Origin of the sequence: Paenibacillus lautus (assembly GCF_050482385.1) — a bacterium.
GTDB lineage: Bacteria > Bacillota > Bacilli > Paenibacillales > Paenibacillaceae > Paenibacillus_AQ > Paenibacillus_AQ lautus_B.
The window spans coordinates 893,969-908,447 of the sequence record NZ_JBCNHV010000001.1 but is presented as its reverse complement, the minus strand read 5'-3'; the positions used below and the strand labels follow the sequence as shown (position 1 = coordinate 908,447).

Annotated in this window: 15 protein-coding genes; 6 read left to right on the top strand and 9 right to left on the bottom strand. The window is 48.8% G+C overall.

Annotated features, from left to right (window positions below; all coding sequences use genetic code 11):
- Positions 1-46 precede the first annotated feature (46 nt).
- Positions 47-964, bottom strand: a complete 918-nt coding sequence (locus ABEW73_RS04275; RefSeq protein ID WP_430161851.1) for a J domain-containing protein — start codon at positions 962-964, stop codon at positions 47-49.
- 268 nt (positions 965-1,232) lie between these two features.
- Between ABEW73_RS04275 and ABEW73_RS04270 the strand changes: the two genes are divergently transcribed.
- The 5 genes from ABEW73_RS04270 (at position 1,233) to ABEW73_RS04250 (ending at position 6,664) form a co-directional block, all read left to right on the top strand.
- Positions 1,233-1,982 carry a DeoR/GlpR family DNA-binding transcription regulator gene (locus tag ABEW73_RS04270; protein WP_430161853.1) on the top strand — a complete coding sequence of 250 codons (750 nt, stop codon included), beginning with the start codon at positions 1,233-1,235 and terminating at the stop codon, positions 1,980-1,982.
- Positions 1,982-2,893 (top strand): 1-phosphofructokinase, encoded by a 912-nt coding sequence (pfkB, locus tag ABEW73_RS04265; RefSeq protein WP_430161855.1) that lies wholly within the window; start codon positions 1,982-1,984, stop codon positions 2,891-2,893. The genes ABEW73_RS04270 and pfkB overlap by 1 nt, the downstream gene beginning before the upstream one ends.
- A gap of 83 nt (positions 2,894-2,976) precedes the next feature.
- Positions 2,977-4,938, top strand: a complete 1,962-nt coding sequence (locus ABEW73_RS04260) for a PTS fructose transporter subunit IIABC (protein WP_430161857.1) — start codon at positions 2,977-2,979, stop codon at positions 4,936-4,938.
- Positions 4,939-5,084: 146 nt separating this feature from the next.
- Positions 5,085-5,936, top strand: a complete 852-nt coding sequence (locus ABEW73_RS04255) for an MBL fold metallo-hydrolase (protein ID WP_430161859.1) — start codon at positions 5,085-5,087, stop codon at positions 5,934-5,936.
- 122 nt (positions 5,937-6,058) lie between these two features.
- Entirely contained in the window at positions 6,059-6,664 is a 606-nt protein-coding gene (locus ABEW73_RS04250) for a YitT family protein (protein ID WP_430161861.1), read from the top strand.
- 85 nt (positions 6,665-6,749) lie between these two features.
- Here the strand turns inward: ABEW73_RS04250 and ABEW73_RS04245 are convergent, their stop codons facing one another.
- The 3 genes from ABEW73_RS04245 to ABEW73_RS04235 all read right to left on the bottom strand — a co-directional run bounded on the left by ABEW73_RS04245 (position 6,750) and on the right by ABEW73_RS04235 (position 8,812).
- The gene (locus tag ABEW73_RS04245) at positions 6,750-7,418 is read right to left on the bottom strand and encodes a bifunctional 2-keto-4-hydroxyglutarate aldolase/2-keto-3-deoxy-6-phosphogluconate aldolase (RefSeq protein ID WP_430161863.1); all 669 of its coding nucleotides are present in this window, start codon (positions 7,416-7,418) and stop codon (positions 6,750-6,752) included.
- 64 nt (positions 7,419-7,482) lie between these two features.
- The gene (locus ABEW73_RS04240) at positions 7,483-8,445 is read right to left on the bottom strand and encodes a sugar kinase (RefSeq protein ID WP_430161865.1); all 963 of its coding nucleotides are present in this window, start codon (positions 8,443-8,445) and stop codon (positions 7,483-7,485) included.
- A gap of 160 nt (positions 8,446-8,605) precedes the next feature.
- Positions 8,606-8,812 carry a DUF1657 domain-containing protein gene (locus ABEW73_RS04235; RefSeq protein ID WP_430161867.1) on the bottom strand — a complete coding sequence of 69 codons (207 nt, stop codon included), beginning with the start codon at positions 8,810-8,812 and terminating at the stop codon, positions 8,606-8,608.
- 161 nt (positions 8,813-8,973) lie between these two features.
- Here ABEW73_RS04235 and ABEW73_RS04230 point away from each other — a divergent pair, with 161 nt between their 5' ends.
- Positions 8,974-9,834, top strand: coding sequence for a DUF421 domain-containing protein (locus ABEW73_RS04230; protein WP_430161869.1), 861 nt, complete (start codon positions 8,974-8,976; stop codon positions 9,832-9,834).
- 169 nt (positions 9,835-10,003) lie between these two features.
- On the opposite strand, the gene ABEW73_RS04225 is transcribed toward ABEW73_RS04230, so the two are convergent.
- The 5 genes from ABEW73_RS04225 to ABEW73_RS04205 form a co-directional block, all read right to left on the bottom strand.
- A complete protein-coding gene (locus ABEW73_RS04225; protein ID WP_223260591.1) occupies positions 10,004-10,087 on the bottom strand; it encodes a putative holin-like toxin in 84 nt (27 codons plus the stop codon).
- A 240-nt stretch (positions 10,088-10,327) separates the two neighbouring features.
- Positions 10,328-11,431: a GerAB/ArcD/ProY family transporter gene (locus tag ABEW73_RS04220; RefSeq protein WP_430161871.1), complete on the bottom strand. Its 1,104-nt coding sequence runs from the start codon at positions 11,429-11,431 to the stop codon at positions 10,328-10,330.
- A 68-nt stretch (positions 11,432-11,499) separates the two neighbouring features.
- Positions 11,500-11,703: a hypothetical protein gene (locus tag ABEW73_RS04215; protein WP_430161873.1), complete on the bottom strand. Its 204-nt coding sequence runs from the start codon at positions 11,701-11,703 to the stop codon at positions 11,500-11,502.
- A 14-nt stretch (positions 11,704-11,717) separates the two neighbouring features.
- The gene (locus ABEW73_RS04210) at positions 11,718-12,893 is read right to left on the bottom strand and encodes a Ger(x)C family spore germination protein (RefSeq protein WP_430161875.1); all 1,176 of its coding nucleotides are present in this window, start codon (positions 12,891-12,893) and stop codon (positions 11,718-11,720) included.
- Positions 12,893-14,353: a spore germination protein gene (locus ABEW73_RS04205; RefSeq protein ID WP_430161877.1), complete on the bottom strand. Its 1,461-nt coding sequence runs from the start codon at positions 14,351-14,353 to the stop codon at positions 12,893-12,895. Before ABEW73_RS04205 ends, ABEW73_RS04210 begins: the two co-directional genes overlap by 1 nt.
- Between the last annotated feature and the right edge of the window lie 126 nt (positions 14,354-14,479).

The following is a 14,479-nucleotide window of genomic DNA, read 5'->3' as shown; positions in this document are numbered from 1 at the left end:
CTAAGCAGCGAGGCTGTTTTTTGTTATTCATATCGGATGGGAGCATCTATTGCTGCTTGGACGTCTCCAAATATTGCTTAATGAAGCGCAATGCATTTGCGTCACGTTCCGTGCCTTCACGAATGCCCGCAAACATTTCTTTCTTAAGAACAGGCAGCTTTTCGCCAAGCGGACTGCCCATAATATCCACGGCGTACACATGCTCCGAACCGTCTTCCTCATTTTTTCCCTTTACCAGCATTTCCGGCGTGAGCAGTTCCTTCAGCTCCCCTTCAACCTCCGCTTCGAGCGGGCGTACCATTCCTTGATTGCCCACCCAATCAAAGGCGGTCTGATCCATAATGTACAGGTCCGGGCGCTCGGTGGACAGTACAAGCAGTGCCTTTTGCAGCATGGCTGCATCCTGCGGATTGTTGGAATCCAGAGGCGGTACATAGTTAATGTTAACGGTTACGCGTTTCCAATCGGGGAATTGCGCCAGAATCGCGTCTTCGATCGGTTTGAGGTCTTGTCCTCCATCCTGATTCATATAAGATCCGAGGAACATGACTTCCAGATCAACCGGGGGCAGATTGGCTAACCGTTCTTTCTCGGCCTGATGGTTGAAAATGCTGATCACGATATAAATGAGTACGCCGACTAGAGCAATACCGCCGAGCACATGAAATTTATAATAACGGAAGAAATGATCGGTTTTCTCCGCTGTCCCGGCAAATCTTTTATATTTGCCGTACCGTTTCTGATTCATCTCTTCCAAAGCTTTACGGTTCTCTTCTTCAAGGATGAATTTATAGGCTTTGGTGATTTCGGCAAACTCGGCTTCGAACTCCTCCGCCCGGTCCGGCTCCCGCCTTTGATGTGAGCGGGTTTGGCGCATGAGCAGCGTATACCGGTCGTCGAGCTGTTCCTTGGTTGCATCCTCCGGTAGACCCATTCGCTCATAGGCTTCTTTCAATTGGTCCATTCATGTCACCTCTTCTATACTGTGAGAGTTTCCTATTTACCAGTATATAGTGTAGAGGCTGCAGGTTACAAACGTTTATGTGATGTTTCGACACATGCCGGCTTGATAATGGGTAAACTGTCATGAACAAGCAAGAAATGGCGAATGGAAATGATCCAATATGGTAAATGATTCTCGGATTTACTGAATGATTATGAATGTTTTTGAAAGTTTTAGATTGTTTTTTGGGATGGTTATGGTACTATATGCAATGAGGGGGGATTCATTAATGCTGACGGAAGAAAGATACCGAATCATTTTAGAGCGCTTGCAAGAACGCGGCGTCATGAAGTTGCAGGAATTGGTTGAACTCCTTGAAGCTTCGGAATCAACAGTAAGGCGTGATTTGATCGACCTTGAAGAACGTCAATTATTAAAGCGCATTCATGGCGGGGCGGCTCTGCCGAGCCCTAAGATACAGGAACCTGGAATTGAGGAAAAAACGTTCAAAAACATTCAACAAAAAAATGTCGTTGCTCGTTTAGCGGCCGCACAGGTGGAGGATGGAGAAAGCATTTACCTGGATGCGGGAACGACCACACTGGCGATGATACCGTTCATCGACGCGAAGGACGTCACGGTTGTTACGAACGGTTTATCCCATATCGAAGCGCTGGTAAGCAAACGAATCAAAAGCTATCTACTGGGCGGCATGATGAAAATTCATACTAAAGCCGTCATCGGAAGCATTGCGCTGCAAAATATGGACAACTTCCGCTTTGACCGTTGCTTTTTGGGCACGAACGGTGTGGATGTAGAGATGGGCTACACCACGCCCGATCCGGAAGAAGCCTTGATTAAGCGGCGAGCCCATCAGCTGTCCGCCTCCAGTTATGTCCTTGCGGATTCCAGCAAAATAGGTGAGGTTTCGTTCGCTAAATTGCTGGATCTGAACGAAGCGACGCTAATTACAGAGACCTTGCCGGAATCATGGAAGAAGGCTATCTCACAGAAAACCAAAATAATTGAGGGATCATGATGATATATACGGTAACACTGAATCCTTCCATCGATTATATCGTGGAAGTTGAGCATATCGAGCTTGGCGGATTGAACAGAATGACCCGGGACATGAAGTTTCCGGGCGGTAAAGGGATTAATGTATCGCGGGTGCTGAACCAGCTTGGAGCTGATAATACGGCCATCGGTTTCCTGGGCGGATTCACCGGCCGGTATATAGACGAGATGCTGGGCAAGGAAGGAATCCGCACCGATTTCGTAAATATCGCGGACGATACCCGCATCAACATCAAACTTAAGCATGGCGACGAGACCGAGATCAACGGCCTGGGTCCTATCATCCGCGAGGAGGAAACGAAAGAGCTGCTTCATAAGCTGTCACAGCTTCAAGCTGGGGATGTCGTTGTGTTGTCCGGCAGCGTTCCGCCTTCACTGGGACCTGACTTCTATGGCCGTCTTATCGAAGCGTGCCGGAAGAGCAGCGCCGAATTCGTGATGGACACCACTGGCGAGGCGCTGATGAAGGCTTTGGCCTGGAAGCCGCTCCTCGTTAAGCCGAATCATCACGAATTGGCCGAATTATTCGGCGTCGTTATTGACTCAAGCGAGAAGCTTGTGAAGTACGGCCGAAAGCTGCTCGAGGAAGGAGCGCAGCATGTCCTTATCTCCATGGCCGGCGAAGGGGCCCTGTTCATCACGACGGATCGGGTATATCATGCGAGCGTACCGTCAGGTACAGTCCGTAATTCCGTCGGGGCCGGCGATTCGATGATAGCCGGATTCGTCGGTACGCTTGCGAAGGGCGAGGGGCCAATCGAGGCATTTCGGACAGGGGTTGCCTCGGGAAGCGCGACAGCGTTCTCGGACGATTTGGCTGTGCGGAAAACGATTGATCGACTTCTTCCGCAGGTTAGGATCACGGAGTGGTAAGCTGCTTTACATCGAATCACGCGGTTATGATGCGGCTTTGGCGTGATAGTGGTCACGATGATTTCAAGGGAGTGTGAACCAGCATGAAAATTACGGATTTAATGATACAAGAAACGATGATCATGGACCTGAAGGCGGTCACGAAGGAGGCAGCCATTGATGAATTGATCGCAAGCCTGGCTGCAAGCGGACGAATCAACGATCCGGTCTTGTTCAAAGAGATGATTCTGAAGCGTGAAGCCGAATCCAGTACGGGGATCGGGGGCGGCATCGCGATGCCTCACGCAAAGACGAAAGCGGTTAATGAACCGACCGTAGTGTTTGCCAAGAGCAGTCAGGGCGTGGATTTCGAAGCGCTGGACGGAGAGGCGGCGTATGTGTTTTTTATGATCGCTGCTCCGGAAGGAGCCGGAAATACCCATCTCCGCACGCTTGCCGCGCTATCGCGGCTGCTGATTGATGCGGAATTCATCGGACAATTGATGAATACAAAGACGCCTGAGGAAGTAACAGCGTTATTCGATTCGAAACAGGCGGTAGAAGAAGCTGCCAAGGCGGAGAAGGAAGCGGCCAAGAGAAGGGAAGCGGCAAAAAAGGAATCGGAGAAGCATCAGGAATTCGATACGACTTCTGAATCTGACCCAATGAATGTTCCTGCCGGAACCTCGAATGCTTTTGTTGTTGCCGTAACGGCGTGCCCAACCGGTATTGCCCATACATTTATGGCTGAAGATGCCCTGAAGAAGAAAGCCCAGGAAATGGGCGTCGACATCCGGGTGGAGACCAATGGCTCGGAAGGTGCGCAAAACGTGTTGACGGAAGAAGAAATCCGCAGGGCTGCAGGCGTCATCATTGCGGCCGACAAAAACGTGGAAATGGCCCGCTTTAACGGAAAGCCCGTGCTCCAGCGACCTGTCAGCGACGGTATCCGCAAATCGGAGGAGCTGATTCGCAAGGCGATGAGCGGCGATGCGCCGATCTACCGGAGCGAAGGCGGCGGTGAGTCGCAGGCGAAAGAGAAGGGCAGTATTGGCACTAAAGTGTATAAGGATCTCATGAATGGTATTTCGCATATGCTGCCATTCGTCGTGGGAGGCGGTATTCTTCTGGCTATCTCCTTCCTGATCGAGCAGCTTGCAGGTGAACATCATCCCCTCTTCCAGCTGCTGCAAACGATTGGCGGGGGAGACGGCGCCTTCCACTTCCTGATTCCGGTTCTGGCGGGATTCATTGCACTGAGTATAGGTGATCGTCCCGCATTGATGCCCGGCATGGTCGGAGGCCTGATGGCCCTCAATTCCAATTCAGGATTCCTAGGCGGACTTGCGGCAGGTTTCTTGGCGGGTTATGTGGTGATCCTGCTGCGCAAAGCATTTGCTGGACTGCCAAAAGCGCTTGACGGCTTAAAGCCGATTCTGCTGTACCCGGTTGTCGGCCTCTTTGTCACCGGAACCATCATGTTCTACCTGTTTGATCCGTTCTTCAGCTGGATCAATCTCGGTCTGATTGATATTCTGAACAATCTGGGTACCGGCAACGCGGTGATTCTCGGTCTTATTCTGGGTGGAATGATGTCGATTGATATGGGCGGTCCCTTTAATAAAGCGGCTTACGCATTTGCGATCGGCGTATTTACATCCAGCGGCAACACGAACGGCGCCATGATGGCTGCGGTTATGGCTGGCGGGATGGTTCCTCCGCTCGCCATTGCGCTGGCAACGACGTTTTTCAAGCATAAGTTTACGGAGCAGGAACGAAAGTCCGGCGTGACCAACTACGTGATGGGCCTTTCCTTCATAACGGAGGGCGCAATCCCGTTTGCTGCAGCCGATCCGCTGCGCGTGCTGACCTCCTGTATCCTCGGCTCGGCGGTTGCCGGCGGGTTGACGCAGCTGTGGAGCATCAACGTCCCTGCTCCTCATGGGGGGATCTTTGTTGCCGCACTGGCCAACCATGCGCTTCTGTTTTTGCTGGCCGTTCTCATTGGCGCGGTAATATCAGGCATGCTCTTTGGACTATGGAAAAAGCCGCTTGAGCGTAATTAGATTCATACAGTGAGATGAAACGAGTTTGGGGTGGGCATTTCTGCTTACTTTGGACTCGTTTTTTTCATTGTCGGTTGGGTCAATTCACAGATGATCACATGTTATAATCTAGTCATGATAGTGAAAGGGAAGGAGAAATAATAGAGATGATGGAACAGAACGGCAAGCATCGAGGTCCCGAGCGGCTTATCGAAGAAATCAACCGAACGTCCACAGCCGAAGGGATGGCAGCGGTATGGTTTCTGGGGCAGGAGAGCGTTGTCCTTAAAGGTGGGGAGGTTGTCATTTACATCGACCCTTATATGTCAGATGATCTGGAACGCAAAGCGGGATTTAAGCGCGCATTCCCTGCACCGCTGAAGCCGGAGCATATCACGAATGCGAATATAGTACTGATCACCCATGAGCATGATGATCATATGGATCTGGGAACGATTGCGGCCATAGCCAAACAGAATCCGGAGACAGCCTTTGTTGCACCGGCTTGCTGTCATGAAGCGATGAGAGAGGCTGGCGTCGCGCCGGAGCGTTTGTTCGCGGCGGTGTGCGACCAATGGCAGCAGTTTAAGGGCTTCCGTCTGATGGCGATTCCAGCTGCCCATGAAACCTTGGATGAGCATGAACAGTTTGGACACCGATTTGTCGGATATTTGGTGGATATCCATGGCGTGTTGATCTACCATGCAGGAGATACCGTCGTTTATCCTGGTCTGGTTGAAAGGTTACAGGCGCATTCGATTGATATCGGGATGGTGCCGATCAACGGGGGAGATGCCTTCCGCCGGAAAGACGGGATCGTTGGAAATATGGGCTTCCGGGAGGCCGCAGAGCTTGCCGCAGCATCGAGATTCGATATGACCATTCCGATGCACTACGATATTTTCTCTTGGAATGGAGAGAAGCCAGGGTATTTTGTGGATTATTGTTATGAGAATTATCCATACATGAAGACCAAGGTAATGGCACGGACCGAGCGTTTGATTTATGTAAAAGATTAAAAGCGAAAGGCAGTCGAATCGAACCCGGTGGAATTTTTTTCAAATGCGGGACAGCAAGTTCGCAATTTTTCGAAATGACAAGCATATAAATAAGACATGCCCTTATAAATGGAGATGGGGAAATGGTGTCATTTCGAAAACATGTCATTATCGTGATCGGCAGTTTTCTGATCGCGATGGGGACCAATTTTTTTCTTGTCCCGCATAAAGTTTTGGACGGTGGAGTTATCGGCATTGCCCTGATTGCTAATTATGTGTTTGATCTACATATTGGATTCGTCATCATTTTATGCAGCATTCCCATGTTTATCGCAGCCTGGATATTAAATCGCGAAATCTTTTACAATAGTCTGTCAGGCATGCTGATATCTTCATTTATCATCGACTTGCTTTCACCGCTGCAACCGGTTTTTTTGCGATTTTTTGCCCCGAATGTCATCCTAAGCGCGCCCCTTGGCGGGGCTTTGATCGGAGCAGGCCTTGGATATATGCTTAGAAACAATGCAAGCACGGGCGGAACGGACCTGTTGGCACATTTCCTGGCAAAATATTTGCCGTTAAATGTAGGCGTCATTATTTTGCTGATGGATGTCGTTATCATCGGTTTCGGAGGCATCCTGCTGTCGGGAAGCACCTTCATGTATTCCGTTTTGACAATAGTAGCAGGCGGGTTTACGACGGGAATGCTCACGCAGAAGCGTTGGTTCAGAAAGAGACAGATTAAATAAACAAACAAGCCTATCAAGGCGACTCTTGATAGGCTTGTTTGTTTATGAAAATAACAATACTCGGCAAAAACCAGTACATCATTTTTTATCTTTGGGCATGAGCTTCTTTAAATGCGTTGATATAAGCGCGTGCCTTTTCTGTAATCAGATTGAAGTCTCCATTCTTCAGCGCGTCCTTGGTTAGATCCGATCCGATTCCGACCGCAAACGCGCCGGCCTTGATCCATTCATGCAGATTGTCCAAATTTACGCCCCCGGTTGGCATGATGTTGGCTTGCGGGAGCGGGCCTTTCAGGGATGGAATGACGGATGGGGAGTACAAATTCCCCGGGAAGAGTTTAACGACATCGACGCCAAGCTCAAGAGCGGCGACGATATCATGAACAGTTACGGCACCCGGCATCACCGGGATGCGATAACGATTACTGAGCAGAATGGTATCGCGGTCGAAGCCGGGTGAGACCACAAACTCGGCGCCGGCAAGTATGGTGATTCTGGCTGTTTCAGCATCCAGAACCGTGCCTGCGCCGATAATGGCATAATTATCGGCTTGCGGATCTTTGGAGGAGTACATTTTGGCCAACGTCGTAATGGCTTCGGTAGCAAACGGTACAGTCATGGTTACTTCGATAACCTTGATACCGCCTTCAATCGCACGTTTGGCAATCTCGACAACCTCTTCGGGGGAATCCCCGCGAAGGACAGCGACGACACCTGCATGATGAATTTGTTCGATTAGTCTTAATTTTTTCATGTTAACACACTCCTTCTCGTCTATGAATGGATGTTAGAAAGATGGCTCGTTGAAAGAATAGGAGTTAACGTTCGATATGAGCAGCATTCCCGCGCCGCTGCTCTACTTCTTCCCATGTCGGAAGTGCTTCCCAATCACCGGGCGCTTGGATCACCAGTGAACCGGTTAAGCCGCCCAGCGAAAGAGATTCTTCGGGTGTCCAGCCTTTGGCAATACCAGCAAGGAAACCGGCACAGAAGCCGTCGCCTGCTCCCACGGTATCCACCACTTGATCCACGTGCTCAAAGGGAAGGGAATAGGTGTGGTTCTTGTGGACAATAACATTGCTCCCATTGAAACTTTTGATAACGGACATGGCGGGGAGCTGTCGCAGACGGTCCAGGATCACCTGCTCGTCCTCTGTTTCGAACAGCAGCTTGCATTCATCATAGCCCGGAAGAAAATAATCACAGACTTCCGCAAGCTCCAGCAGTACAGGACGAGCTTCCTCGATATGCCATAGCTTGAGCCTGAGGTTAGGGTCAAAGCTGATCAGGACGTCATGCGCTTTGCATACGGAAATGATATGACGTATCGTGTCCAGGCAGCTGCTGCTTAAAGCTGCGGTGATGCCTGTAAAATGAAGGATGCGAGCATTGGCTATGTATTCGGAGTCTACATGGTCCGGTGTCATTTGGCTGGCGGCAGAACCTTTGCGGTAGTAATAGACGGAGGATTGACCGCGAACGTTCTGCCGCAGCATAAGACCGGTCGGTGCAACATCCGTTTGTCTGGCGGCGGAAGTGTCGACCCCTTCGCCTCGAAGCGTTTTCAAAATACCGGTTCCGATCGGATCGTTGCCGAGTTGACCGAACCATCCGCTGCTGCAGCCAAGCCTGGCTAATCCGATAGCGAGATTGCTTTCGGCACCACCGAAGGATTGTGCCATACTCCCTCCCTGACCTATGCCCCGTGTACCTTCCGGATATAATAATCCCATCGATTCACCGAACGTGATGACATCGATAGAACGCGTACCATTCTTCATAGAATCTACCCCTTTGTATTCAGTCTCCGTTATTAACACTTTACCCTGATGGGGAGGATAACTCAATAATAAATAACACAATATAAAGTACCTCCTATCAGGGGAAGATAGGAGGTATGCATAGGCTTACACGCGATGGAACTAACAAAAAAACAAATGGTTAGAAACCTTTATACTGAGGCTCTTCCTGTTCAAGCTGCTGAACCCGCTGGGTCACTTGGTCCACGACTTGCTGTGTTTGCGAGGCTGCAGCCGTGAACAAATCCTTGGCATTTTGATCTTGCGTGGACAGTGCAAATTGCTCAAGGCTGGCCTGAGCGCTTTTTAAGGATGAGAGACATGTTTTGACATCGGATGCTACGGTCATTGGTTTTTATCACTCCTTTCATGTGTAATAATGTACGCATTTTGCAGAAGAACATGCATGGAGCATGGTTTGGTAAATAATGGTGTGAATTCTAAAGTGATATTTGACAATAATCTATAGAGTGATTATGAAGTCAAGACATCAAATGAGGAGGATTTAGTGTGCCCCAATGGTTTGAGATTGTACTTAGAACCTTATGCGCTGTGGTTGTGTTGTTTCTGATGACAAAAGTGTTGGGAAAGCGGCAGGTTTCGCAGCTTTCTTTTTTTGAATATTTAACGGGGATTACGATCGGCAGCTTGGCCGCCTATATCTCCTTGGATCTTGAGGCGAACTGGTATTTGGGATTAATTGGGCTGGGCGTATGGGTAGGCTGTTCATTACTTATTGAATTTCTGCAAATGAAGAGCAAGAAGGCCAGGGACTTTATCGATTTTAAGGCGACCGTGCTCATTAAAGATGGCAAGATATTAGAAGATAATTTAAAGAAAGAAAGGCTGACTACCGATGAGTTAATGGAGCAGTTGCGGAAAAAAGACGTATTTCAGGTCGCTGACGTGGAATTTGCAATCATGGAGTCAAGCGGGGAGATTAATATCTTACAGACACGTGAGAATCTGCCTTTAACCCCTAAAGATCTTGGTATCCAGGTCGCGCCGGAAAAAGTCGCACAGGTTGTGGTCATGGATGGTAAAGTCATGGATGAACCGCTGCGCGTCGCAGGTTTCAATCAGGGATGGCTGGTGGAAGAACTGGACAAGCAGGGCGCCAAGATCAAGGACGTATTCCTTGCCCAGGTAGATGCTTATGGACAACTAACTATCGATTTGTATGATGATCAGATTCAGGTTCCCCAAAATGAGGAGCGGAAACTGCTCTATGCAAATTTAAAGAAATGTCAGGCGGACTTGGAGTTGTTCAGCCTCAGTACAAAGAGTAAGAAGTCAAAGAAAATGTATGAGGACTGCTCTAAAGAGATCGAGCAAATTATGGCCAAGGTAAAGCCAATCCTAAATACGTAATTCCCCACCGCCGAGTCATAATTCCGTAAAAATCAGAATAGGATACTTTTGTGTATTATAAAAGGAGCCGGTTGCCGCCGACTCCTCACACAGCAGATCATCACCTGCAAGGTGGATATTTGCTTGCAACCAGACGTAAGAAATAGATTCATCTGTACAAGGGACGGGTCTATTTCTTATTATGGAAGGCAAGGATCGAGACGACCAGAGTGGCGAACGATATCATTAAAGCCAACGCTTCATTAACGCCCATGCCTATCACCTCCTGCTGCCACCCTTGCCAGCTGGTCTACTGTACTATATAATATGCCAATTGCTTACAATAAAAGAACCTTTTTGTAGGAAGCGCTTACATAAAATGTTGATTTTTTGAAGAGATCAGAAAGTATAAAATACAGAGGCTTATCATACTTATCTTGGACCTAAACTGGGAGAGCAGCAAATGCAGCTCTCCCAGTTTATTTTTCAGTAGGATATTGATCCAGTTTAAGTTTCAAGCGGGTTTATGATTAGCTTCAGGTTTGTGTTTGCGTTTGCGGAACAGGGAGGCAATCCAATAGAAAACAGGGATGAGCTCTATAAGAATAAAGAACATCACCATCTCGAATGAATTGAAGTCCTGGAGAAAGCGGATCGGATTTAGCGAATATTGGTATGCAATCACGATAGCGGTTCCCCCAACGATGGCGATTAGTGGCCCATTCATTTGCTTCAGGTTAAACAATTTGGCAAGGCAACTTACACTTACGTGGATGAGAAACGCGCTATGGAAAAACATCGAACTGCTCCATAATCCAATGATCAGTGGATCGGCATTGCCGAGGAACCCACTAGCTGCGCGCATTAATTCAACAAGTGGATATTGCATTTCCCGCCCTAGATAAGGGCCGAAATTCAGTAGAGCAGAAGCCCATTGGAGCAATATACCTATAGTCACCAATATCCCTGCGGCAGCGAGGTTTCGAAACGATTTCCGATTAAATTGGATATAGGGAGCGAGAAAGAGGAAGATGATCCATTCGGCGAAGAATGAAAGACAGAACAGGGCGTCCTTAACTACAGACTTATAATTATGATGCTTGACCATCGCAATCATCATATCAAAATGGGCTTCCTTGAAGAAAAACATGTTCATGGAGACGATCGCAATGACAATGACGAGAAAAAGCCCGTCCGAAATATAAATCATCGTCTCCATGCCCCATCTGGTGGTAATCATAACGACCAAACCCACGATCAGGAGCACGAACCATTGAGGCGTTTCACGCATGTAATTGGTGTCGAAGAATAAAGTGAAGCTTTCGATATCCGTCCCTATGTAATTGATCGACCAGAAGAAAACCAAAGCGACGATCGGGACGTGAATCCATTTGCTGACTAGTTTACTGCCGAAATCGATCCAGGGTTTCTGAGGATCCCACAGCGCGAGCTTTACCGTAAACCACAGGAAGATTAAACTCATCAAATAGCCGCCGAGAATCGCGGCCCATCCTAAATAAGCGGAGTTCCACAATAGGGGACTGATCAGAAATCCGGTTGGTATGGCGTTAAGATAAACAAATCCGAAACGGAACAGCTGCCAGGGAGTATTGCGCATGTCGGGTTCGTACATCCTTTCCGTTATAGATTATAGTCCTCTGTGAAAGTACACCGATAGATGTTTTGTTATATGTTATTAAGCCAACCGAACAGCAGCATAATTAGTTGGTTGGGGGTCAGCCACTCGTAGTAAAACAAGGCGAATACATTCCAGACGGTAAACGCAAGGATCAGAAGGAGAACCGTCCATTTTTCACGAGGTGCTTTTGCCTTTTTCTTCGCGATATACCATTCCACCAAGGAATACACGAGGAACAGAAGAGCGAGCATGGGGGCAAACCTCCTTATTTCGGATTCATTTTGAGTATGGATCCGAAGTTTCGAATCTTGATGTCGGTAACAACCTGGATTTCAACTTCGTTTTTGTAATAATCGGGCCAGTTGGCATGAACCTTTTGCCAATGATCCGGATAGTTCCAATCCACCAGCATGCCAAGCTGCAGGATGTCTGCTCCTACTCGTTGCGAGGTATGAAGAGCCTTTGTTAACTGACCGGCGATCTGATCATTGAGCTCACGCTCGATGAGCTCTTTCACCTGAAGGGTATCAGTCGGCTTCTGCTTTTGTTTGTATATGACATCGCCTGTTCCTCTGAGCTTGACCGTGAACACCGGGTGACCGGAGACCATGCGAACGGACTTCTTGGAGCTTGATGTGATGAGAAACACGCTTGCCTTCTCACCTTTACCCCATGAAACGGTATACAGAGGGCCTTTTACCTCGTTTACTGCCCAACTGACAGCAAGTGACTCCTTCATCGGGAGCGTTGCAACCAGTTTATGGTGATGGAAAAGCGCTGTGCCTTGAATCCCTGTCCAAGGCTTCAGCTTCTCCTGATCGGCGATCGTAGGCTTCATGCCTGATGCCAAATAGGTCAAGGCATAGCCTTGGTTGGCCGATTCGGCATAAAGGTAATCCTTCAGATTCGTCGTGATCATGTTGTGTTGGTCCGCAAAACGGGTGAGCACCTCCGAGGGCATCTGCTCAAAGACCGGCGTCAGCTCCGCGACTTTTTTCGCATCACCGGGCGCAACCATTAAATAAGTGCTGAGGATGGTTGTCGGTTCTCGCTGTAACCAGTCCGTAAGCTCCTCTAATCCCGATTCCGCGTAGCTTTTGCCAACGACAACGACCTTGGAGTGACTGAAGTCCAAACGCCTGGAAAGATCGCGCTGAATCAGGTGCAAGGCATCCTGCACAGTGCTGGAGGTCTTGGTTACCATGGCATACGGGGCACCACCACCTTGCTTGCCTCCTTGGCTTCCAGATGTAAGCCGATTTGGAAGAGGGGCACTGATCGTAACTTCCACAGTATCGTCTTGCTGACCTTTATTCACATACATGGCAAATACAAAGGTTTGCTGGTTGATCTCAACCTTGGTCATCGTGAAACCGCAACCCGTCAACAGCGTCAGGGGAAGCACTATTTTGAACATGTTAAACAATTTGAGTAGAGGCATTATGGCTTTCTTCTCCTTAAATTGTTGGATGACGCATAGGTTTTAGGCCGCTTCTTCATCAGCATGGATGGTGCCCTCAGGAAGGTATCCTTCCATTCGGATATCACAAGCGGCGCAACGGGCTGCAGATAAGGCGTATTAAAAGACTTCAGGGAAGCCATGTGGCCATACACAAGGAAGGCAGCTGCAAATACGCCGATAAGACCGAGTGTCCCTCCCAGAATGAGTATGGGGAAGCGCAGCAAGCGGAACGCAAGCCCGAGCTCGAAGTGCGGAATGATATAAGAAGCGATTCCGGTTATGGACACCACGATGACCATCGGGTTGGATACAATACCGGCTGCTACTGCTGCCTGCCCAATGACGATGGCGCCGATGATGGATATGGTTTGCCCGACGGGCTTGGGGATCCGGGTTCCGGCTTCCCGCAATGCTTCGAAGGTAAGCTCCATAATCAGCGCTTCGGTTAAAGCCGTGAATGGGATGGTCTCACGTGATGCCGCAATCGTGATCAGCAGATCGGTGGGTATGATGGATGGCTGAAATGTGGTGATCGCCACATATAGCGAAGGCATCAGCAATGAAATGACGGCGAACATGAACCGGATAATACGGATCCAGCTGGAGGAGAAGAAGCTGTGATAATAATCCTCGGACGACTGCAGCAGGGAAAATAGAGTGACAGGTACAATAAGAGCCGACGGCGTTCCATCCTGCATGATGCCGACCCTGCCTTCAAGCAGAGAAGCGGCTACGGAATCCGGTCGCTCGGTATATTGAAACTGCGGAAACGGGGATTTCACGCCTTCCTTCATTTGCTCGGACAAGGTGCTGATCCCGAAGGTGCCATCAATGGATATGCTATTCAGCTGCCGGTCCACTTGAGCGACAACTTCGGGTTTGCACAAGCCGTCGACATACACCATATATACGGCGGTTTTGGAATAGTCACCAATCTGATAACGTACGGTTTTGAGATCCGTATGCTTGATCTTGTGCCGGAGCAGCGATAAATTCGTACCAATGTCTTCGATAAAAGCTTCTTGTGGCCCGTTCACCACCAGCTCATTCTGAGATTCCGAAACCGCCCGTTTCTGATACAAGGCGATGTCGAATAAATAAGCCTCTGCCAACTGCTCCACAGCCACTACCGCTGTTCCTTCGACAATCATATTGGCAATATACTCCGCAGAGGAAGAACGATGAAATGGAACTGATAGGATATCTCCACGATCCATACGGTCAATAAAGTCGTTAAAGTTATGCTGAATCAACGCGGATTGCTTAATCAGCGGTTTAACGATATGCTCGTGCAGGGTGCTGATATCCACAATGGATTCAATATAGATAACGGTGCAAGTCGATCCATGGATACGTAAGGATTGATAGATGACATCCTCGCAATTTGCTAGCCGCTCTTTAACAGGGGCAAGCAGTACGTGCTGCACCTTCGATTTCATTTTTGTTCTTCCCTCCTTTGCCGGTTCGTAGTAAAGGCTCATCCTCTTTAGAATGCCGTACTTTTAGCAACTTATACCGAATTTTCCAGAGAAACTGGCCAGGGACTGAAGAGAAGTTAAATAAGG